The 22,187-nt window shown below is 35.2% G+C and carries 27 protein-coding genes; 13 read left to right on the top strand and 14 right to left on the bottom strand.

Features of this window, described 5'->3' with window-relative positions; translation table 11 throughout:
* Positions 1–88 precede the first annotated feature (88 nt).
* Positions 89–514 (top strand): response regulator transcription factor, encoded by a 426-nt coding sequence (locus HNP35_RS08535; protein ID WP_184160339.1) that lies wholly within the window; start codon positions 89–91, stop codon positions 512–514.
* Positions 515–524: 10 nt separating this feature from the next.
* Here HNP35_RS08535 and HNP35_RS08530 read toward each other — a convergent pair whose 3' ends face one another.
* The 14 genes from HNP35_RS08530 to rpiA all read right to left on the bottom strand — a co-directional run bounded on the left by HNP35_RS08530 (position 525) and on the right by rpiA (position 11,267).
* Positions 525–1,043: a hypothetical protein gene (locus HNP35_RS08530; protein WP_184160337.1), complete on the bottom strand. Its 519-nt coding sequence runs from the start codon at positions 1,041–1,043 to the stop codon at positions 525–527.
* 1 nt (position 1,044) lies between these two features.
* On the bottom strand, positions 1,045–1,713 hold the full coding sequence (locus tag HNP35_RS08525; protein ID WP_184160335.1) for a hypothetical protein: 669 nt from the start codon (positions 1,711–1,713) through the stop codon (positions 1,045–1,047).
* Positions 1,714–1,822: 109 nt separating this feature from the next.
* The gene (locus HNP35_RS08520; protein WP_184160333.1) at positions 1,823–2,077 is read right to left on the bottom strand and encodes a hypothetical protein; all 255 of its coding nucleotides are present in this window, start codon (positions 2,075–2,077) and stop codon (positions 1,823–1,825) included.
* Positions 2,078–2,087: 10 nt separating this feature from the next.
* Positions 2,088–2,894: a PRTRC system ThiF family protein gene (locus HNP35_RS08515; protein WP_184160331.1), complete on the bottom strand. Its 807-nt coding sequence runs from the start codon at positions 2,892–2,894 to the stop codon at positions 2,088–2,090.
* Positions 2,894–3,616: a PRTRC system protein B gene (locus HNP35_RS08510; RefSeq protein ID WP_184160329.1), complete on the bottom strand. Its 723-nt coding sequence runs from the start codon at positions 3,614–3,616 to the stop codon at positions 2,894–2,896. The genes HNP35_RS08515 and HNP35_RS08510 overlap by 1 nt, the downstream gene beginning before the upstream one ends.
* Entirely contained in the window at positions 3,600–4,787 is a 1,188-nt protein-coding gene (locus HNP35_RS08505; protein ID WP_184160327.1) for a hypothetical protein, read from the bottom strand. The genes HNP35_RS08510 and HNP35_RS08505 overlap by 17 nt, the downstream gene beginning before the upstream one ends.
* Positions 4,788–4,804: 17 nt before the next feature.
* Positions 4,805–5,023: a PRTRC system protein C gene (locus HNP35_RS08500; protein WP_184160325.1), complete on the bottom strand. Its 219-nt coding sequence runs from the start codon at positions 5,021–5,023 to the stop codon at positions 4,805–4,807.
* Positions 5,024–5,041: 18 nt separating this feature from the next.
* Complete coding sequence (locus HNP35_RS08495) at positions 5,042–5,650, bottom strand: PRTRC system protein E (protein WP_184160323.1); 609 nt, start codon at positions 5,648–5,650, stop codon at positions 5,042–5,044.
* 12 nt (positions 5,651–5,662) lie between these two features.
* Entirely contained in the window at positions 5,663–5,857 is a 195-nt protein-coding gene (locus tag HNP35_RS08490; protein ID WP_184160321.1) for a hypothetical protein, read from the bottom strand.
* A 49-nt stretch (positions 5,858–5,906) separates the two neighbouring features.
* The gene (locus HNP35_RS08485; RefSeq protein WP_184160319.1) at positions 5,907–6,980 is read right to left on the bottom strand and encodes a DUF932 domain-containing protein; all 1,074 of its coding nucleotides are present in this window, start codon (positions 6,978–6,980) and stop codon (positions 5,907–5,909) included.
* Positions 6,981–7,023: 43 nt separating this feature from the next.
* On the bottom strand, positions 7,024–7,416 hold the full coding sequence (locus HNP35_RS08480) for a single-stranded DNA-binding protein (RefSeq protein ID WP_184161224.1): 393 nt from the start codon (positions 7,414–7,416) through the stop codon (positions 7,024–7,026).
* A gap of 661 nt (positions 7,417–8,077) precedes the next feature.
* Positions 8,078–9,328 (bottom strand): site-specific integrase, encoded by a 1,251-nt coding sequence (locus HNP35_RS08475; RefSeq protein WP_184160317.1) that lies wholly within the window; start codon positions 9,326–9,328, stop codon positions 8,078–8,080.
* Between the two features lie 248 nt (positions 9,329–9,576).
* Positions 9,577–10,059 carry a transposase gene (locus HNP35_RS08470; protein WP_184160315.1) on the bottom strand — a complete coding sequence of 161 codons (483 nt, stop codon included), beginning with the start codon at positions 10,057–10,059 and terminating at the stop codon, positions 9,577–9,579.
* Between the two features lie 536 nt (positions 10,060–10,595).
* A complete protein-coding gene (rpiA, locus tag HNP35_RS08465; protein WP_221433433.1) occupies positions 10,596–11,267 on the bottom strand; it encodes a ribose-5-phosphate isomerase RpiA in 672 nt (223 codons plus the stop codon).
* 286 nt (positions 11,268–11,553) lie between these two features.
* Here rpiA and HNP35_RS08460 point away from each other — a divergent pair, with 286 nt between their 5' ends.
* The 12 genes from HNP35_RS08460 (at position 11,554) to fdhD (ending at position 22,173) form a co-directional block, all read left to right on the top strand.
* The gene (locus HNP35_RS08460) at positions 11,554–12,027 is read left to right on the top strand and encodes a Dps family protein (RefSeq protein WP_184160313.1); all 474 of its coding nucleotides are present in this window, start codon (positions 11,554–11,556) and stop codon (positions 12,025–12,027) included.
* Between the two features lie 46 nt (positions 12,028–12,073).
* A complete protein-coding gene (locus HNP35_RS08455) occupies positions 12,074–12,769 on the top strand; it encodes a LytR/AlgR family response regulator transcription factor (RefSeq protein WP_184160311.1) in 696 nt (231 codons plus the stop codon).
* Positions 12,770–12,852: 83 nt separating this feature from the next.
* Positions 12,853–15,069 (top strand): hybrid sensor histidine kinase/response regulator, encoded by a 2,217-nt coding sequence (locus tag HNP35_RS08450; protein ID WP_184160309.1) that lies wholly within the window; start codon positions 12,853–12,855, stop codon positions 15,067–15,069.
* A 372-nt stretch (positions 15,070–15,441) separates the two neighbouring features.
* Entirely contained in the window at positions 15,442–15,999 is a 558-nt protein-coding gene (locus HNP35_RS08445; RefSeq protein ID WP_184160307.1) for a hypothetical protein, read from the top strand.
* Between the two features lie 50 nt (positions 16,000–16,049).
* Positions 16,050–16,481, top strand: coding sequence for a lipocalin-like domain-containing protein (locus tag HNP35_RS08440; RefSeq protein ID WP_184160305.1), 432 nt, complete (start codon positions 16,050–16,052; stop codon positions 16,479–16,481).
* 11 nt (positions 16,482–16,492) lie between these two features.
* Positions 16,493–17,461 (top strand): NAD(P)H-quinone oxidoreductase, encoded by a 969-nt coding sequence (locus HNP35_RS08435; RefSeq protein WP_184160303.1) that lies wholly within the window; start codon positions 16,493–16,495, stop codon positions 17,459–17,461.
* A 33-nt stretch (positions 17,462–17,494) separates the two neighbouring features.
* Positions 17,495–18,046, top strand: a complete 552-nt coding sequence (locus tag HNP35_RS08430) for an antibiotic biosynthesis monooxygenase (RefSeq protein WP_184160301.1) — start codon at positions 17,495–17,497, stop codon at positions 18,044–18,046.
* Between the two features lie 244 nt (positions 18,047–18,290).
* Positions 18,291–19,331 carry a cupin domain-containing protein gene (locus tag HNP35_RS08425; RefSeq protein WP_184160299.1) on the top strand — a complete coding sequence of 347 codons (1,041 nt, stop codon included), beginning with the start codon at positions 18,291–18,293 and terminating at the stop codon, positions 19,329–19,331.
* A gap of 11 nt (positions 19,332–19,342) precedes the next feature.
* Positions 19,343–20,062: a YoaK family protein gene (locus HNP35_RS08420; protein ID WP_184160297.1), complete on the top strand. Its 720-nt coding sequence runs from the start codon at positions 19,343–19,345 to the stop codon at positions 20,060–20,062.
* Complete coding sequence (locus HNP35_RS08415; RefSeq protein WP_184160295.1) at positions 20,046–20,498, top strand: redoxin domain-containing protein; 453 nt, start codon at positions 20,046–20,048, stop codon at positions 20,496–20,498. The genes HNP35_RS08420 and HNP35_RS08415 overlap by 17 nt, the downstream gene beginning before the upstream one ends.
* A gap of 192 nt (positions 20,499–20,690) precedes the next feature.
* Positions 20,691–21,206, top strand: a complete 516-nt coding sequence (locus HNP35_RS08410; protein ID WP_184160293.1) for a DsbA family protein — start codon at positions 20,691–20,693, stop codon at positions 21,204–21,206.
* A gap of 94 nt (positions 21,207–21,300) precedes the next feature.
* On the top strand, positions 21,301–22,173 hold the full coding sequence (gene fdhD, locus HNP35_RS08405) for a formate dehydrogenase accessory sulfurtransferase FdhD (protein ID WP_184160292.1): 873 nt from the start codon (positions 21,301–21,303) through the stop codon (positions 22,171–22,173).
* Positions 22,174–22,187: the final 14 nt, after the last annotated feature.

Below are 22,187 nucleotides of genomic sequence, written 5' to 3'. Positions count from 1 at the left end.
GTATACCAGTGCCTCAATGTGCGGTAAGTGTAGTTGCCTGCGCTTCTTTTTTGGAGCAGGGCTACATCAACTTCAAAAGTATGATGATATGGAAGCTATTAAAAACCTACAAAAAATTACCCTCGCATTTATCTATGATAAAAGCCCAATTTTGGATCTGATTTGCAATGACCTCATTGTTTCAGGAATTGAAGTATTGTTCCGGTCGGAAAACATTAAAGAGGGATTATCACAATTATACGCCTTACAAGCTCCTCCCAATATTTGTATTATCGAACTCGATTTTTACGACAAGAATGTGCTGGTAGAACTGCAAGAATTAAGGATAAAATATCCCAATATCAAACTAATTGCTCATAGTGATATCGATAATGAGAAGGTCGGTAAGACTCTTTTAGACATCGGTTTTGTAGGTTACTTACTAATTGGCAGCGACGCAGATGATTTTAAAAAAGCCATTGACAAGACTGTCAATAGCTCTTTTTCATATAAGAATTTAAAAATGAAAAAGTAGCACTAAAAAGCTACGTAAAATTCTGATGTATTCTTACGCTATAGGCGGTTTTGCTTTTAGTCGGTTCCTTTTCAATATTGTTTTTTTCATAACTAAGAATACTAAAGGAAATTAACCATACAAATAGCATTGTAACTTGATATTTTTTATTATCTGAATATTTCAATCCGGTTAAAAACTCATGTAAAAGAGTGAAAATTATTAAGGAAAAAAATAAACAAATTTTTATGTAAGTGTTTTGGTTATCTATGAAACTAATTAAAACCAATAACAATAAAGGTTGAATAGCCCACATAGTAATGAGCTGTAGATAATTTTCACGTGGGAGTTCTTCGTCAATTTTAATTTTTATATCTCCAAAAATATGATCCTTAGTCGCAATTCCATTGTAATAGTTTTCTCGATTATTTCTCTCTATTTCTCTTTTGATATAAATTATTGTAACAGTAAGAACAATCGAAAATATTGCACTTAAAAACTGATAAAAAATACTTTCATTAAAATTTAGTAACCTGTATAAATATTCCATTTTAGAATCTATTAGTAACCCAATTATTTATTCTTTTATTCCTCTCGTTCAGTAAGGTTTTCCACAATTTATTTGTTTTAGACCCATCAGAATCTGAATTAGATTTCAAATATTCAATAGAAACACCAGGAGTTAAAAGAGGAATAAAATAATTTGTTAATTGTTCAAGTTCTGTCACGATATTAATTCTGCATAAAAGATTTACATCTACTAATTTTTCTAATAATGGTTTGTTTCCTGAATCTATAATATAATTTTCGTTAATTAGATATATTGTATTTTGAACTCGTGGAGTATAATTCCAATCCACAATGAACTCATTATATAAATTTGTCTTGACATCTAAATCGTGTGGATTCGACAGGCTTAATTCAAGCCAGTGATAAATCAAAACTAAACTTTTAAATGCTTGCTGTTCATAGAAATTTGCTAGAGCCCATTCTCTATAATCTAACTCAAAAAATTTAAGTTTCAAATCATTAACTTCAGTTCCTCTTATCTTTTCGAATACCGCTATAAGTTCATTTCGATTCTTGAAATTAAGGTTTTGAATTGATGAATGTATTTCAATAGGATCATCATATTTGAATGTACTACAAAGTTTAATAGAATCTGTAACTGAATCTCTATTAAAACTTTCCTTATTAAAAGTAACTGTTATATTTTGCATATATTTTATTTAATAGCGTTAGCATACAAGATAAAACGTTTCTTTATAGCTAGACTTTTTTGGAACCACAAATTTAATAAAAATAACACCTTAAATAACTGGAATTAAATCAAAATCCATACCTAATCAAGCGACGTTCTTTTGCTTCTTTTCTTTGGTCGCAGATGTTGAAAGAAAAGAAGTTTGCCAATACAAAAAATGGGATGATGAATATCCCACCAAGAATCTTGCAATCTGTTTGATAAAATGTAAAGAGTGGAATTTGTGAAACGGCACATTTTGGCAAAGTGATTGTACCGATTGAACGCAAAAATGCGTTTCCGACCGTAGGGAAGAATTGCATTTTTGCCGCCCCGATAGCCATCAGGAGCAGTTTAGGCGACTTTTATTGGATGGGTACGAAAGTCTTTAAGATTGTGAAAAAAGCCTTTATATTCGGTCATTCCTCTGCGAAACAAGTTCCATAATAAGGAGCAACCCATTTGTGTTAATGATGAATTGATAAACAAATCTTGGTGTTCCAGTGCTTCGGCAAGCGAGCAACTTGGCGTGTTGTCTTTTTGTTCGGATTGCTTGAATAATTCTCCAAATTCATCGGTCACAAATGGTAGACTTGCCACAGTTTGGTATTTCTCTGAATTGGGTTGCTTTATCTCTCCGATAGTAGATAGTAACACTTGCCCTGTATCTTGGCTATTACCAAAGTCCAACCAATATTTTGGTTCGTCTTGATAGTTTCTGCGGTGGCTTGTTTCTTTTAGGATTTCAGCAACGCCAAACCTAGCTTGTACATTATCCACACAAGTAATAGTAATACTTGCCCTTGCTTTTTCGGATATTTTGCCAAACTTGTCTTTTTCAAATTTTACGGTTTCTGCTTTCCAATTCGTACCTGCCCAACGGTTGCAACGATTGATTAAAGCAACGGATTTGTACAATCCTGTTTCGCTTTCGGCAAAGCGTTGTCTGCCTAAATTGGCGCTTGTGATAACATCATCGTCCCACAGGCGTACTTGTAAGCCTGCGTGCCCTAACTCAATTAAACTATAGTTCATTTCCATCAAAGCGGTTAATACTTTTGAACCTGTGCCACCTGCACCGATAAGGTTTACCGAAATTGGATTTGTCGGATTAAGCAGATAGTTATCCGTAAAATGAACGGCTGTTTTTTCTGTATTCATCACAATAGGTTTTTAAGGGTTTTATTATTCTTTTTCAATACCTCTTTCGGAAAGGGTTTATCTGTATTGATAAGGTCTTTCCAAACGTTTACGCAATTTCCTTTTATGGGGCTGTAGCTTCCTAATAAGTGGCTGAAATAGCTATTAAAAAAATAGCTTTCCCATGCCTGTACAAATTTTTCAACCGAAGATGAATTTTTGATGTCAATAGTTACCGTACCCATACACACTTTGCCATCTTCATAGATATTGAAGAAAGGGGCATAATACAAAGGTGTTTTCTCTGTGGGTCTTCTGTCGCTTGCCAAAGCAAAGACTGTAAGGCTGTTTTTACCCGCAAACCAAATCATTGGCGGTACTTGTGCCGTGCCGTTGGGTATGCCCAAACTTTCTACAAAATACATTTTCCGTTCCTGTGCTTTGGTGTACCAAAGCACCGTGCCTTTTTCGCTCGGGTTGATATGCAAAATATTGGTCGGTAAAATGCCCTTTGGTTTTAAAAAGGCTTTGCTTTTTTCTTCATCGGTCTGTAAAGACTTTGCCAATATATTGGCTTCTTTTACAGTCAATGGATGGGCGTTGATAGGCATTCCGTTGCTATCCATATCAAAATGCTCCACGTACAGATCGGTGTGTATTCCTGTGCTTTCGTAGAAAACCAATGCAGATTTGGGATGGTATAGTGTTCCGAAATTCTCAGTTATGTTATTTGTGGTGTTCATTTTCTGTTGTTTTATATTCGTATAGCAATCCGCATAACTCGTTCAAAAGGGCAAACAAACGGTTTTCAAAATCAAGGTTGGTGGCTGTTATTTCGCTTCCGTCAAAACATTTGCTGATGGTTGGTTCTTCCATTACACCATATTCGTTAAACTCATTATTGATACTGTCCGAAAGACTTTCATACAGCCAGCCTTTGGTATCGGCTATAAAAGAGATATACTTTTCCATTCCAATAGCTTCATTTTCGGTATCATCGTTATCCGGGTCTTCCTTGTACATCGGTGCATTTCTGAAAATGCTTGCTGTTGGATATTCCGTATAAAGGGCGAACATATTGCAAGCTATTTGGTAACACTCTTTGTCGAATGTATCACGGCTTTTAAATCGGTTCAAACGCTCTTCAAATACCTTTAAATTGGTTCGGTTAAATAGTCGCTGTTCTATGCTGTCGCCTATATATTCAGCTATCTGAAATTCACGTTTATAATTTTGAGTATCTTCTGTTTCATCATCCTGTTCTATCCAATCTTTGTGCATTTCATACATCCAATACAGATTGCTTTCTTCCTGCCTGTAATATGGTATATCGGCAATATGATACAGATAACTGCATACTGATAATAATAGCTGTGCGGTCTTTTTACGCTTTTTGTTTTTGAGCATTTGAAACAATGGCACAATTGGTATATAATACAGGGTTGTGCCTGTATTATATCTTTCCTCACTTGTCAAAAAGGTTTTCTTACTATCCTGTATCAAATTGAAACCATCCCAATTTGTGTTGATGCGTTTTACTTTGGTTTCCATATCCCACATAGACAATGCTATATTGTAGGGATAGCCAAAATCTTTGGTTGGCATTGGCTCGATACCGTAATGCTCGGCAAGTTCGGAAAGGGACTGATAAAAATCCCTCTCTGTTTTTACTGTTTCCTCACAAGCCTGTACAGATTGTGCTGTTTTCAGTTTAGGCAAAAACGTACATTTTAGAATACCATTGGTAGCATAGCTATCGGTACGGATTTCTGTTTGTCTTTCTGCACCTGGCTTGCATCTTTTGGTCTTTGCATCCACTTTGCGAACTCGCCCAACTGTCGGTGCAATTGCTGTTCTCGTTTCTGTTCGGGCAGGTTGATAGTTCCCGATATAATGTTGCGTTGCATAAATCATCTTTTTAAAATTTTGGTTTAACCTTTCGTACCCATTACGCTCTCAAATTTGTACTCTACAGCATCATCTTTGATTTGCGGTGCAGATACTTTTGCCGTGGTTAAAATGGGGTATAAATTGGCGTAAAAATTCATTACCGCTTCCACGCTCCAACGTGGTTCGGGGTCGGTCAGTTTAATATCCTGTCCTTTATCTTTGAGTATAAAAACTCGTTCTAATTGCGTTGCTAATAACATAGTTCTCGTTTTTAAGTATTAATACTGTTCTTCTTCGTCCGTTTCATCAATCGGATAATCGGCAGTAACTTCTTCCTCTTTTTGCTGTTCGGGTTTTACTTCTTCCATTGCACCGAAAAGGCTCGGCGTTCCAAATTTGTCGGATAGTGATGTCTTGCGTTTGCGTATCTCGTCTGCTTTTTCGGGGAACTCTGCTAAATCGGGTACTTTCATCCACGCTTCACGGAATTTGCCTTCTTTCTCCAGTTCGTCCGCTTTTGACATACTTTCTTTAAACTTCTTGTCTTTGGCTTCCTTCTCTTTTTTAGCTTTCTCTTTTTTTTCTTTCTCCATTGCCGATTGTTTTTTGACTTCGTCCAACTGCTTTTGGAATTTTTCCATATCAACCATTAAGCCCGATACCTTTTGTATAGGCGTGGTTATCTGCTCAAAAAATCCCTCGTCAAACTCCTGCGGTGTGGCGTTAAATGTTAATGGGGGAATACCGTTTTTGGCACTATCTCCGCATTGTTCGTTATTAAGCAATACCGTTACAATTAGGTTGTTTTCTATACCTTTAGAAATATTCAGTTGCAATACGCCTGTAAAGTCCAAAGCCTGTATCTGATTGAAAAAATTGGCATTCATTGTTCTAAAATTTTAATGTGTTGTTACTTGTTCTTTAATTGCTGTTAGTTTTTCGTACATATCCATCCAATAGGCTTTTTGCCTTTTGTCGAACTCAGAAAAACTTTTATCCTCGTGGCGGTATTCTTGGTATTGCTTACTAATTTGTATCGCTTCGTCAAGGTTGGTTACTTCGATTGAGCAACCGTTTAAATCTGTAATTTTCATAGCTAATAGAATAAAGCTACCACCGTTTAAGGCGGTAGCCTGTGGTTAATTAATTAAGGTTTAGGATTTCCGCACCATCCAAAGCAAAAGCGGTACATAGGTCAAATGCTTTCTGTGATTTGAGTTGGGCAGTACCACCCAATACAATGCTTTGTAACTTGGCTTCGCCATCCTTGTAACTGCGTACATTTTGGAAATAGCCTGTAACGGCATTATATGCGCCAAACAAAGTTCCTTTGGTCGTGTCCATCTGTTGCGTGTCGCTTGTCATTGCATAGGCAAATGCATCGCTTACGGTATTTTTAAACATGGTGGACATTTCATCTTCCGCACCTTTTTTGATAAGGTCAAGCGTTTCTTTGTTTGGGCAAAGTGCCAATTGTATTAGTTTTTTGACATCGTTGTCAGTTGCTTTTACCTTTGTCCAATCGTTAAAAATTCCTTCTAACTGAATGCTTAATGTATTCGCTAATCCCATAATCTTATGGGCGTTCTCAATACGCTGTTTTGCTCCCGAAGTGTGTTTAATACGCACGACATTCGTCATACTGCGTAATGAAGCGTTAAGCGTATTTTGGCAAACTATTCTGATAGGCGTAAAAGCAGCTGTAATACTTCCGCTACCATCGTGTGAAGTGGTTAGGAAAATGTACTTTTCCGTTACATCATCGCCATTTCCTACACGGATATAGTCAGGCAATTTCGCTGTGATAAAAATGCGCTCTCCGTTGCCTAATGCTCCTGCGGTTTCGTATAGAATACCCTCGCCACTGCCTACAATAGCATCGAAGAAATTAAAGGCTTCACGGTTTTGTACAATGTGGTAATCCTTACCAACCACACCCAATACTGCATTGTTATCGGTACGTATGTTGGCAAAATAGTTGGGAACTTCAATTTCAGTATCTTGTATAACAATGCCTTCGGCTATTTGAATAATGCCCGAACCGTTAGTAAATAAGGGTGTTTTTACGACTTCGTAATCTAAACCTGCGTGTCTGATAGCTTCCTCGCTTGTTGGGTATTGTTCTACGATTTGCCCTAAACCGTGCCACGCTTTTTGTTGTACTGAAAAGAAACTATACTTTCCTGTTCTCTCGTTGAAATTGATATTATGTGCCATAATGCTAAAATTTTGATATTAAAAAATGAATGAATATTTATTGTTAGAATGGTAAATCGTCATCTGTTTCCTGTGCTGTAGCCTTGTTGTTTTCGGCTTTTGCAGTAGCTTGTACGTTTTCTGTTTTTCTACTACCTCCGTGCAGTTTGATTTGTGAGGTATGGAAATTCAGTCCTGCTCTTGGCTCTCCGTCATTGCCTGTCCACGCTCTTGTGCTTACTCGACCTGATAGCTCTACCAATGTGCCTTTTGTGAGCAGTTTGGCTACATTTGGAGTTATCCAATAAGAGCAATCAAAATAGGTTGTCTGCTCTATGCGTTCGCCCTGCTTGTTACGGTAGCTGTCGTTTGTCGCTACTGAAAAGTTTACGACTTGTTTTTCCTGTGACGTTGTGCGTACTTCCGCATCCCTTGTCAGTCTTCCTGTGATGTTCATGATTTCGATTTTTACGTTGTTAAATTCCTGTTTGATTTTTTTTGATTTATTCGGCAATGAGAGGAGGTGCTGAAGTTTCGTTTCACTTTTTTACCAATTCCAATGCTGTATTTTTTCATTTCTGACATTTTTTTTTATTCGTCTAAAGAGCCGGAGTATGCTTTGTTTCGTTTCACGAGCATAAAAGGTTCGTGTTTAGCAGCAGCAAGGTTTTGTCAAAAAAATACGACCCGAATGGGTGGAGATTATTTTGCAAACCCGAAGGGCATGACCTTGCTGGTGCGTTAAAAACACGGAAATACCTTTGCTCTTGAAATGGGACAAAACAGCATACTGGCTTCTTGAATAAAACCTATGTGGAGGCCAATGAAAAAGGCATTTGAGAAATGGTTTATGTGATTACAAAATCTGCATCCTTGCAGCAGAATTTTTTAAACTATACTATTACAATAGTGGCTAGGGGAGCCACATAAAGGATATTGAACAATATTGAAGAAGGTTGTGCAGGGGATATTTCAGTATGCTTTACTAAAATATCATATCAAAGCTCTTTTATGAAGAGTGGGATTTATGCCGGAAAGTAAATGTGTTTTGAGGCTAAATAAGGACATAAAAAAAGCAGGATCGTTAAATCCTGCTCGCTATTTTGTTGTAATAATTATTAAATGATTGATATAAAGGCTTCTTCCATTGCTTTAAATTTATGGGAAACCAAATCCATATCCTTACTGATTTTCTGGCTGGTGATTTTAGCATAAATCTGTGTGGTCGAAATATTTTTATGTCCCATCATTTTACTAAGACTTTCAAGTGGTACGCCTTCGGTCAAAAACATCGTTCCGAAAGTATGTCTTGCTGTGTGAAAAGTTACTTTTTGTTCTGTTAGAATTTCAACTTCTTTGATTAATATATCAATATAACTATTGCAAACCCTATTTGTCGGTACCGGGAAAATAAAGTCATTACGGGTAATATCTTTATATTTTTCGATTAATCGTTTAGGAATTTCCATTAACCTGACATTTGAAGCAACATCAGATTTTTGCCTGCGACTTATAATCCACTCATGCCCGTCAAAGAAAGATTGGATATTACTTTTCTTTAGTTTTTTGATATCAATATATGATAAACCAGTGAAGCAGCTAAAAATAAAAAGATCTTTCACAAGCTCATATTTTTCCTTCATAGGAGTATGAAAAATAAGTTGTTCTACTTGTTCCTTCAATAAATAGCTCCTGTCATTTTCCTTCATGGAAATCTGATAGTCCTCAAAGGGATTTTTTCTTATAAGGCCATTCTTGATTGCAATCTCTGACACACGATAAAGAGGCATAGTGTAAACCCAAACCGTATTATGTGCGCATCCCTTATCTACACGTAAAAACAGATCGAATTCTCTAATAAAATCACAGGTCAATTCTCTAAATGCCATATCATCCCTAAAATATCTACAAGTGATAAATTCCTGGAGGTGATTATAAACAATTTTGTATTTGTAATAGGTGCTTTCTGAGCGTTCTCCTTTGGCAACCATTTTCTCGAAATCTTCATTATTCTTCTTAAAAACTTTTAATAGAGAGTCATCCATTACACCAACGCCTAAAAATGAAAGTTTTAATTTTTGCGCAGTTGCGAAGCCTTCGTCTTTAAGCATATCATCATAAATCTTATTGATACGCACACGGATTTTATCCAGTTTTTGATTGGTACTTAAAGCTTGGCTGCTCTTTCCCAATACACGTCCGTGTTTTAAATCCCAGCTATTGGGATCGATTTCCAGCTTGGTTGCAAATGTTTTAGGGGTTCCGTCAATGGTAATCCTTCCCATAACAGGAACATTACCGTTTTTTTTTGGTTCATTTTTCTTCAAGTAAAACAATAACTTGAAGGTGGATCTTTTCACTGTCTCCATAACTCAATTGTTTAATGTTTAAAATTAACTATCAATGAGTTACAAGGAACTATGAAAAATAATGCAAAAGACTGAATTATAAATATTTATACTAATCATTACCGACCTAAACTGGTAATGATTTAGTAACCTAACCTTGTCTTTTTAAGCCCAAAACCTATCGTACACCGACTTCCAGCTTTAGACTACAAATTTATAAAATACTGTATAGTAACGGGTTTAACCGTTTTGCCTATTTTTGCTTTTTATTAATCTTTTTTAAATAAAAAAAAAATTGATTTAAGATCTTCCTTAAAAAGAGCTGTCCGCTGCTGTTTTAAAGAAATGCCGTTTTTCTTCCACCTGTGGTATCTGCCGTAACCCACCTCCAAAATGCTGCACATTTTTAATATGGAATAACTGCGTTCATTTTCTCTTATGAACTCATAAATCATTAAATTTCCCTGATAAAGATAGGGTGATGCTTTTTTTAAAATTTCATATCTCAGGGCAGCTTCATTTAATTTCTTTTTTAGATTAAAAACTTTCTGATCATCGGGATGATATCTGTCATATCCAATACCTGGAAAACTTCCCTTTCCGAATTTTTGATATTCTTTTCTCCATCTGCACAGCATGCTGGATCTTATTCCAAGTTCATCTGCTGCTGCTTGCAATGTATTTTTTTCATCGATCAAACCAACAGCTCTCTCTTTAAAAATGCGGTCATATCTTTTATATATTTTTGCCATAATCTTAAAATTTCTATCTGATTTCCGGTCAGTTGAGAACTAAGTTACTAAAATACATCATACTTTATCTTGAGTCACTTCTAATTTTGCAGCAAGAAGCTAAGAGTTTTTTTTATTTGCATCTTATACAATTTTAAAAAAAGGACAAAACAATCAATTTTTTAAAAATTTACTTATATTTACAGCATAAAGAATTACAGCAGCAAAACAGGAATACAAATCATTAAAAATCAAAGGATTAACACTTAAAAATCAACAATTTTATTTTAATGGCAACATCGTGGCAACACAGGTTTTAAAAAAATATAAATGCAGCAAATACGCGGGTTCCAGGCTTAAGGTTCGAATCCTGCTCTCCCCACAAAAAAATGTGGACAAACCTGTAAATCTTAAGATTTGCAGGTTTTTTTGTTTTATAACTTGCCTTCAAATTTTACAAAAGTGCTCAAGACAAAAACTGAATCTTCTTACTATATTTAATTCTTAAATCTGTTTTATATACTAATATCAAAACTAATACATTGAATAATTCTGCTTTAATCAAAAATTACGGTCGAATCTCCTTTTCCCATTATAACTTTACTTGTCAGACCAATAAATATTCCATGTCCAACAATTCCGTTAATCTCATTTAATTTTTTAGATAAAGAAGCAGGATCAGAAATGAGGCCAAAATCAGCATCTATAATATTGTTTGCCTGATCCGTTTTAAATGGTGTATCTCCTGTCATTCTAATTTTTCCAATACCATTTAATATTTTAATTTGATTTAAAGCATAATTAGAAGCAAATGGAATTACTTCAATTGGAACTTTGAATTTCCCTATTTGTTTTACTTCTTTTGATGAATCCGCTATTATAATTTCTTGTTTTGTTAATGAGGCTACAATTTTTTCTCTAAGCAGTGCTCCACCACCTCCTTTAATTAAAATTAAGTCAGAGGTAAATTCATCAGCTCCATCAATTGTGATATCTATTGAATTTATCAAATTAATATCAATCAAAGGAATATTTAAAGCCTCAGCAAGTTCTTTAGTTTTATTCGAAGTTGGCACTGCTTTTATTTTTAGGCCATTACTGACAAGTTTTGCAATCTCTCTTATTGCATAAAAAGAGCTTGAACCTGTACCTAATCCCACAATCATATTATCTCTTAGTAATTTAACCGCTTCCTTAGCTGCAATCTCCTTTTCTTGTTCCAAATTCATAATTTTTTATTTTTTGTATCATCAGTTAAAAGTAGCCGTAAATTCAATTATAAAGTATATTTTTTTTTTAAGAAATTGTCTTCTTATTAAAAACACTGATTCTAGTTTATATTTTACTTGTCATTAAAATAGTTTTTTTATCTAAAAACAGCTTAAAGGACACCTTCACCATTTCAACGATTCATTTTGCCTGTTTACCTAAAATCATACCTTTTAAAGAAGTTTTCTAAAGACCTTTACATAAGAAAACAAAGCATTACTGCTTACAACTTAAAAACTTGAAATTATGAAAGCAACCATTGGCCTTACAGAAAAAAATACTGACGCTGTTTCTAATCAATTAGCAAAACTACTGGCAGACGAATTTGTACTTTATACTAAAACCCGAAATGCACACTGGAATGTTACGGGTGATAATTTTCATGCCAATCACATTTTCTTCGAAAATCAGTACAAACAGCTAGATGAAATCATTGATAGCGTTGCAGAACGTATCCGCAAAATTGGCCACTATGCTCCTGCAACTTTAAAATCATATCTTGAACTTACACATCTTACCGAATATAGCGAAAGAACAAACGATGGTTTAGGATTTATGAAAGATCTATTAAAAGACCATGAAAGCATTATTGATTTTATCCGTGGTAACATTACTCCTTTTGCTAATGATTACAAAGATTACGGATCAAGCGATTTTATTACCGGCTTAATAGAAATTCACGAAGAAATGGCTTGGATGATACGCTCTTACTTTAGATAAAATAACAAGGAATAAGTATATTTGTCTAAACCAAAAACCAAATACCATGAAAGCGTTAATTGTTGATGACAATGATATTGCAAGAACAACTTTATCTCATTTGGCTAAACAAATTCCGAATCTTACTGTTGTAAATGAATATTCGAATGCCATTGAGGCTTATCATCATTTACAGGAAAATCAGGTAGATTTGATTTTTTTGGATATCGAAATGCCTGAGATGACAGGAATCGAATTGACAAAAAACCTTTCAGGCAAAGATATCATCATCATTTTCACCTCTTCTAAAAAAGAATATGCACTGGAAGCATTTGAACTGAATATTGCTGACTATATCCTAAAACCAATTATGCCTGCACGATTTTTACAGGCAGTAAGTAAAGCGCAGTCTATCATTGAAAGCAGAAAAGAGAATGTGCAATTTGGTAAAGAAGAATTCTTATTCGTCAGAGATTCTAATATTACAAGGCGTTTAAAGCTGGACGATATTTTTTATGCAGAAGCAATGGGCGATTATGTAAAGTTTTATACGAAAGAAAAAATGTTTGCCATACACGGCAAAATGAAAACAGCTGAAGAACGCCTGCCAAAAGATGATTTCATTAGAGTTCATCGTTCCTACATTGTTTCTATTGGTAAAATTGACACTTTACAAGATGGCGGTATTATGATTAATAAAAAATTTATTCCTGTTGCAGATGCTTACCGAAAAGCGCTTAATACAAGAATGAATGTATTCTAAATGCCATTTCGTTTTGTCTTTTGGGTAAACTAGGATCCTGTCTTATTGAATTAAGATAATACAATTTCATTTACACTTATTTTATGATAAATACGTCTACCGTAATGGGTAACAAACGCTTTAGTTATTTTATAATCAGCAGTTTTATTTTATGCAGTATACTATTGATTGCTGTACAAATTAATTCGGCTCAGAATACTAAAGAACTCATACGAAATAATAACACACTTTTAAACGAACTGCGTTCAAGCAATCATTTAAGAGAAATCGACCGTGATATTTTGGGAGTTGAAAGTAGAATTCGAGCTTCTATCGCAACCAATGACACTACGCATCTCGAAGGAATTGATCAGAAAATCAGACAGATTAGAAATTTCCTAGATTCATTGTCTGTGGATAATTCAGATCCTGAAGAAGAAAAATTAATCCAAAGACTTGGAGTTTTGGCACAGGATAAAATGGTAACAAAAGGAAAACTGCTGCATCGTTATGATTCTGTTGGAAATATGGATGATGACAGCTCGATAGCAAATCCGAGAGCCAGAATAATTTCAAATGAGATTACCGACATTACAGCAAAAATTTACCACAAGCGTCAATTGCATATGGTTGAATTGCGAAACCTTAGTTTGGAAATGGGGCAAAGAGCAAAACTCTATGACATTTCATTATTAGTTTTATTAGTTGTAAGCGGTGCCGTTATTGGGTATCATATTATGCGACAATTCAGAAGACAGCATTTTCTAATCAAAGAATTGGATATTGCAGAAAAAAAAGCATCGATTGCCGCACAAACCAAAGAAAATTTTCTAGCTAATATGAGTCATGAAATCAGAACTCCTTTGAGCGGTATTTTAGGTTTTACCAATTTATTACAGAAAAGGAATTTGGACGAGACTTCTGCAGAATTTGTGACTTCTATTCAGCGCTCGGGCGAAAATTTAATGACGATTATTAATGATATACTCGATTTATCTAAAATTGAAGCAGGAATGATGCGTATCACGCCAGGAATATTCAGCATTAACGGACTATTAGATTCAGTTGAAACACTTTTTCTGGAAAGAGTAAAAGAAAAAAAACTAACCATTTCCAGTAAAGTCGATAGTTCAATTCCGGATACTTTGATTGGTGATGCTACCAGACTAACTCAGATCTTGGTAAACCTGATTGGAAATGCCATAAAATTTACGCATCAGGGATCTGTAAGCATCGAAGTTTACAACAAACTGCAAAATGAAAATCAGGTTATTGTGGGTTTTAAAATTACAGACACCGGAATTGGAATTGATAAAGAAAAACTTAATGAAGTTTTCGAAAGATTCAATCAGGGTGAAGATTCCACAACCCGAAATTATGGAGGAACTGGTCTTGGATTATCAATAGTAAAAAAACTGATTTTATTGCAGGACGGCGATATCGAAGTATGCAGTGAACAAGGAAAAGGAACCACTTTCAGTTTTCATATTCCGTACGGCATTGCTAAAGAACAGCTTCATTCTAAACCCATTGCAAATATTAGCCAGTTTAAAGATATCTCGAATACTGCTTTGAGAATTTTGGTTGTAGATGATAATGCGATCAATCAAAGTTTGATGAAACATTTACTTTCTCAATGGAATGTTGATTTTGACATGGCTTCTAATGGCTTGGAAGCAGTTGAGTATCTCAGAAAAAAAGATTGTGATCTGGTATTAATGGATCTACAAATGCCTCAAATGGATGGATATACTGCTGTACAGCAAATTCGAGAAATTTTAAAACTGGATATTCCGATAATTGCTATGACGGCACATGCGCTGCCTGGAGAAAGGGAAAGATGTTTGAGCCAAGGCATGAATGAATACATCTCAAAACCAATAAAAGAAGAAGAACTTTTTAAACTGATTGCTAATTTTGGACTGAAAGAATCAAATTCGGAAACAACAGAAATTCTACAATCTAATCCTGTTTTTGAGCATATTGATCTTTCGTATATGCAATCGGTAAGCGGCGGCAACAAAACATTTGAACAAACTGTGACCAAACAATTTATTGACAATGTACCATTGCATTTGGAACAGCTTATAAGAGCTTATCAAGATCAGGATTTTAAAATGGTAAAACTCAGAGCGCACGATTTACAATCTAGCGCCGCTATAATGGGGTTACTGCCTCTCTTAGAAGAAAAACTCGATATTCTTGAAATGGCTGTCGAACAAAACACAACTTTACAGCAGATTTTAAATGATGTTGAAAAGATTCTGAATTTATCTCTTTTAGAAGCTAAAATACTTTTTGAATCGCTGCAAAATAAATAAGAAAACAACTCGTTTTTAGTAAAACAAATTATCTTACTATATATTATTCAATTGAGAGACTGTTTCAAAAGGCAGTCTCTTTTTTCATTTGTGCCTTTCTGTTTTCTAGCATAAACTAAGGTCTCAATCTTTGAAAACATATTAAACTTACATTATGCAGATTTAATCTTCTTTGTGTCCCAGTGGCTGAAACCACTGGCTATGCTTGCTCAAACGAGGTCTTTTTTTGCTCTTCATTTTGAACTTCAAAAACAACAAACGATTGATTTCGCTTTTTCAACGAGTGCTTTTGCCCATTCGATGAATAGTAGGACGTTACACCGTTTTAAGGAGGTAAATTTACTTCAGTTAAACATTTAAAACCAAGAAATCATGGAAATCATCCAAACCAAAGAAAATGCATTATCACATTCAGCAGTTACAGCAATTATTAATGCTCCTATAGAAAAAGTAAATATCGCAGACTGGCTTTTAAACCTTCCAGATGCTGAATACCAACGTTGTTCTACACAGCATATCGGCGCAGGAATTACGAGCACTTACGAAGGCGAACCAATGTCAATTAATGTAGAGACAATCGGAGATGCTTTAATGGTACAGCATTATGTGGCAACCGTTCACCGTCCGGATTATTGCCGTATGTTGTCTATCTCAGATTCAATTACTAAAAACGGACGTACTAAAGTTCAAGTTTTATGGGAACTTAAAGTAACCAAAATCGACGATAATACTTGTCTTTATACTAATGAAATTCATGCAACTGCGACACCAGAAATGTTTGAATATTTAAAAGAACACGGTGTAGATTTAGCAGGCGCGGCAGCTTCACGACAAGCAGCTTCTGACGCTCACAACCACGAAGAAACTCCAAATTTTGCTAAAAGTATCGAAAACAAAGCATTGACTGGAAAATACAATCAGCCATTTTAATAGCACAGAAATCGAGCGCACCAATGTGCGCTCTTTTTATTTTAAGCATCATGAAAAACAACTTGTTTGAAAAACTACTCGGATCCTGGACTTTAGTTGAACTGATTGAAGTACCTTTAAAGGATGGAGAAATTACAAATCCAATGGGGATCAAACCAAAAGGCATTATCATTTATAATCTTGACGGCTATATGTCGGCACAAATAATGAATACTGATTTTGAAAATTCTGATACAAAAAATAATAAACCGTATCTCGCTTATTCCGGTCCTTTCAAAACTGATGATGAAAAACAGATAGTCAGTCATACCATGTCGGTTTCGCTTTTTGAAAATTGGAGAGATCAGACACAAAACAGAAAAGTTCTTTTTAAAGATGGATTACTGCATTTAGAAACTGAGAAACCATTTATTAGTAATTCTCGTTTAGTGATTCATAAACTTATCTGGAAAAGAATGGAACAGTCAAATAAAAACCATTAATCAAAAACCAAATGAAAGCAATAGTCATAACGCAGTCTGGAGGTCCAGATGTATTAAAATTACAAGAATATCCAACTCCAAAAGTAAACGGAGACAAAGTATTAATAGAAGTAAAAGCGGCGGGGTTAAACCGTTCTGATATCTTCCAGCGTGAAGGCAATTATCCTGCACCAACTGGAGTTTCATCTGAAATTCCCGGTTTAGAAGTTTCCGGAATTGTAGTAGAATGCGGACCAGATGTTACCGATTTTAAAGTTGGTGATAAAGTTTGTGCTATTCTTGCAGGCGGTGGTTATGCAGAATATGTCAGCGTTCGAGAAGGCCAATGCCTTCCTATTCCATCAGGATTAACTTTTGCAGAAGCGGCAAGTCTGCCCGAAACGGTTTTTACAGTTTGGTCAAACGTTTTTCAAAGAGGCGCTCTTAAATCTGGAGAAACCCTTTTGATTCACGGTGGTAACAGCGGAATTGGTATTACCGGAATCCAAATCGCTCATGCTTTAGGCCTGAGCGTAATTGTGACGGTCGGGTCTGATGAAAAAGGTCAGAAATGTCTCGAGCTTGGTGCTGATTCTTATATCAATTACAAAACTCAGGATTTCGAAACCGTTTTGCAAGAAGAAGGAATCGATGTCATTTTAGATATGATTGGCGGCAATTACCTCAGCAAAAATGTAAACATACTAAAACCTGAAGGCAGATTAGTTCATATTAATGCCGTAAGCGGCAGCCATGTAGATCTTGATATCTGGAAAGTGATGCTGAAACGCTTAACCGTTACCGGAAGCACATTAAGAAGTAGAGACTATGATTTTAAAAGACAATTAGCGAAAGAAGTACAAAAAAACGTCTGGCCATTGATCGAAGCGAAACAGTTTAAACCGATCATTTTTGAAACCTTTCTCTTTACAGAAGCTCCCGCCGCACATCGATTATTGGAAGACGGCAGCCATACAGGTAAGATTATATTAGTTCGATAATTATTTCGAAGAAACCTCAACACAAACAACAATATGGAAAATCAAGGCGCATCTGTTGTTATTACGCATCACATTCTGGATGGAAAAGAACAGGAATATGAAAAATGGCTGGATGAAATTGTTCCCATTACCAAACACTCAAATGGTTTTATTGATTTGCAGATCGTACGACCAATTCCGCATTTAACGTTTGTTTACACGGTTATTATCCGATTTGATACTATTGAAAACCTTAAATCATGGATGGAATCTGAAGATCGTAAAATACTCATTCAAAAAGCAAATCCTTTATTTAGAAAAAATGACAATTACCAAATAAAATCGGGGTTGGATTTTCTTTTTAATGCCGAAAATGAAGGGAATAAAGTTCCTGTTCGCTGGAAACAATTTCTTGTAACTTGGTCAGCCATATATCCATTGTCACTTCTAATTCCGTTGTTAGCACTCCCCTTTCTAAGCTTTTTTAAAATCCCTCAAAATCATTACTTTGACGGGCTAATAATTTCGGGAATCATCGTTTTTTTAATGGTATTTGTAGTAATGCCGAATTATACCAAACTCATCAAAAAATGGCTTTACAAATAATAAAGTCTATCTCATATATAAAATCAAAAATCACTGTTTATTGCAGTGATTTTTTTGTTTTGAAATCCTTAAAGAACAAACTCATTATAGTTTAATAAGCCAAATAATTTCCTAAAGTTTCTCTTACTAAATTCAACGACTCATTTTGCCCATCCAACGAATTCAAACTATAGCCAGCATATATCTTTAATAGCTTTACAATAGAATTACAAACCAATATAATTAATCATCAAAAGCTATTATTATGACAACCGAATTATTAAGTTTCAAATACGAATTAGAAAAAAAAGAACCACGCACCAATGATGGCGGCACAACAAGAGGAGCTTCTGTAAAAGATTTTCCTGCTTCTATTGGCATTGCAGGAGTTTCAATGCGATTACAACCCGGAAGTATGCGAGAATTGCACTGGCATGCAAATGCAGCCGAATGGGCTTATGTTATTTCAGGAACTGTGCGTACGACTATCATTCATCCAAATGGCAAAAGTTATACTGATAATTTCGAACCGGGCGATGTTTGGTATTTTCCAAAAGGATACGGCCATTCAATTCAAGCAACAGGAACAGAAGAATGTCATTTTATTTTAATCTTCGATAATGGTAATTTTTCTGAAGATCATACCTTCAGCGTAACTGATTTTGTATCCTGTATGCCACCGGAAATTGTTGCTCAAAATTTAGGAATTACACTAGAAGAAGTCGCAGCATTACCTCAAAAAGAAGCCTATTTTGCTGCCGGAATTGTTCCAGATGAATTATCCTTTACTGCCGCTTCCCGACCTGAAGAATCAGATATCGAATTAACCAATTTACATCGCTATCCATTACATTCCCAACAGCCTAGAATAATTCCGGGAGGTGGTTTGCAACGATTGGTAACCAGCAAAGAATTCCCTATCAGTACAACAATGGCAGGATCAATTATAGAATTACAGCCAGGTGCTTTGAGAGAAATGCATTGGCATCCAAACGCTGATGAATGGCAATATTATATTTCCGGTCAAGCCGAAATGTCTGTGTTTTTGGCAGAAAGTACAGTGGTAACCGAGCAATTCAATGCAGGAGATGTAGGCTATGTCCCAATGGGCGCCGGACATTATATTAAAAACACCGGAAATACTGTTTGCAAAATCTTAATCGGATTTAATAGTGGGGTTTATCAATCTATTGATTTGAGCGAATGGCTTGCAGGAAATCCAAAAGATGTGGTGGTAACCAATTTTGGTTTGGCGAAAGGTGAAATCGAAAAATTTCCTAAAAGTAAATTGTTCATTCAACCTTAAAAGTAAGCATTGTGGCTGCCGAAACTCAGTTCATTGATTCGTCTGAACAAACCAGATCGCAAGAGAAACTAGCCATATTTATAGCGTTTATTGCTGGCTATCTTGATGCTGCCGGTTTCCTGAAATGGAAAGTATATGTCTCTTTTATCAGCGGAAACAGCACGCAATTGGGAATCGCTTTATCAAGCGGTAAACTAAACGTACTTATTTCATCTTTAAGCGTTATTGGCTGTTTTGTCTTCGGAATATATGCGGGAACTTGTATTTCGTTATGGAGAGAATCTAAAATTCAGACACTGCCATTTTATATTGTTTCCGGTATTCTGATTGTCTATACAATGGTATCCAATTATTATAATATAAATAATGGATTGTCGATTCCTATAATCCTATTTTCAACTGGGGTTATGAATACCATTGTAACAACAGTCGGAAATCAAAAAATAAATACTGATTTCGTAACAGGAACTCTAAATAGTCTCGCCAGAAATACAGCAATGCTAAGTTTGTCCCACGATAAAAACAGTCGAAAGTTTTATAAGCTCAATGCCATCCGGCTTTTGCTATTATGGATTGGTTTTTTACTTGGAGCATCAGTTGTTCCGATTATGCTTCCATTATTAAAAAACTGGACACTTATTCTGCCCGCCGCATTATTAATTATTTGCGCATTGTTCCTGCTTATAACTGACTTTAACCTTAAAAATAAATCTTATGCTGAAGAAAAATGACATTGCACCAGATTTTACATTATTTGCAACACCAGACCAAAAAATCGCTTTATCCGAATTTAAAGGAAAAAATGTGATCCTGGCTTTTTACCCAGCCGACTGGAGTCCGGTTTGCAGTGATCAAATGGCACTTTACAATGAAATGCTGAAATTTTTCAAGAAATACGATGCTGAAATTTTCGGCATTTCTGTAGACAGTAAATGGTGCCACATGGCTTTTTCTCAATCCAGAAATCTGCATTTCCCTTTATTGGCAGATTTTGAACCGAAAGGAGAAATATCAAAAAAATACGGCGTCTACAATGACACCGAAGGCGAATGCAATCGTGCTCTTTTTGTAATCGATAAAGAAGGAATTATACAATGGAGTTATCTCTCTCCAATGGCGGTTAATCCAGGAGCCGATGGAATTCTGGAAGCTTTAGAAAAACTTTAAAACAAAGTGTTGCGTTTTTTTAAACACGTAGAAACATAGTTTTTTACAGATTAAAAAAAGACGTTTCACTTGCCAAAATACACATAGTCATATGTTTTAGAAACTAGTTTCTTTCCATTTTCTTTTTGTCACTAACAAAACTATGTTTCTATGTGTTTAAAATTTATTCTCAACCATTTAAACCAATTAATTATGTCACTACAACCAGAGGTCAGTAAAACTGATCATATACAAGGAAAAAAAGATGCTAAAATAGTAATCGTAGAATATGGAGACTATCAATGTCCGTATTGTGGAGCAGCATATCCTGTTCTCAAAGAAATGATGGAAAAATACGGAAAACGAATAGAATTTGTTTTTAGAAATTTTCCATTATCAGAAATGCACCAATACGCGCGTCCCGCAGCAATTGTGGCAGAAGCAGCCGCTTTACAGGGAAAATTTTGGGAAATGCACGATGCTATTTACGAAAATCAGGAATATTTAGACGAAGCATTTTTGTTAGAATTAGCAGACAAATTAGGGCTTGATTCTCGTCAGTTTAATATGGATATTAAAAAATCTGAACTCGCTGCAAAAGTAGATTCTGATTTTGAAAGTGGTGTTATGAGCGGTGTAAATGGTACTCCTTCTTTTTTTGTAAATGGCAGAAAATTCAATGCTGGTGCAGATGATCTGCTTCAGCTGATGAGCGAAATTGTGAAATAAACACATACTTATAAGTATCTATTAATTAACGCAGTAAATCTATTTTTGATCTGATTTTTAATTAAATTTACGTGAGAACCTTAATTATCAAACTATGGAAATAAATTATTCGGAATTAGTTTCCATCAAACACGTAAACGTCCAAAGAATAGACGGCAACGAGATTTCATCGTTTTTAGACACACTTTCAGTTGAAGAACCTTTGGAAATCAGGCTTTCCTATGGTTCTGATTCAGAGAGAATTCAAAAGAATATTTCGGTTACGATGCGAACTCCGGGCAATGATATTGATCTGGCAATAGGTTTTCTGTTTACAGAAGGAATTATTACTTCTTTTGAAGATGTCCAAGATGCTTATGCTTTAAAAATGAACTGTGTTTCTCAAAAGCAAAACATTGTACAGGTTGATCTAAAGGAGAATTTCAGTCCAAATTTAATGCAGACAGATCGAAATTTCTATACGACTTCAAGTTGTGGCGTATGCGGAAAAAGTTCGATTCAGTCTATAAAAACAGTAAGTCGTTTTAGCAATTTAGTGAGACCAAAAATTGCTATTGCTGCATCTGTTTTTTATAAACTTCCTGAAAAGTTAAGAATTGCACAAAGTGATTTTGAATCCACTGGAGGTTTGCATGCTTCGGGGCTTTTTAATAGGCAAGGCGATTTAATTACTTTAACTGAAGATGTTGGAAGACACAATGCATTAGACAAATTAATTGGAAGATCATTAATAAACCAATCACTGCCTTTAAACGAACATATTTTGCTTCTAAGCGGAAGAGCAAGTTTTGAATTAATCCAAAAAGCAGCAATGGCTGGAATTTCTATCATTGCTTCCATTGGCGCTCCGTCAAGTTTAGCAGTCGAACTTGCAGCAGAATTCAACATCACTCTTTTAGGATTTCTAAAAGATAAGAGATTGAATATATACAATTCATCGGATCAAACCGTAATCGTAACACAATAGCCATTAAACCAAAA

Source organism: Flavobacterium notoginsengisoli, assembly GCF_014207905.1.
GTDB classification, from domain to species: domain Bacteria; phylum Bacteroidota; class Bacteroidia; order Flavobacteriales; family Flavobacteriaceae; genus Flavobacterium; species Flavobacterium notoginsengisoli_A.
The sequence above is the reverse complement of the archived record's forward strand: the minus strand, read 5'-3'. Positions and strand labels throughout refer to the sequence as shown.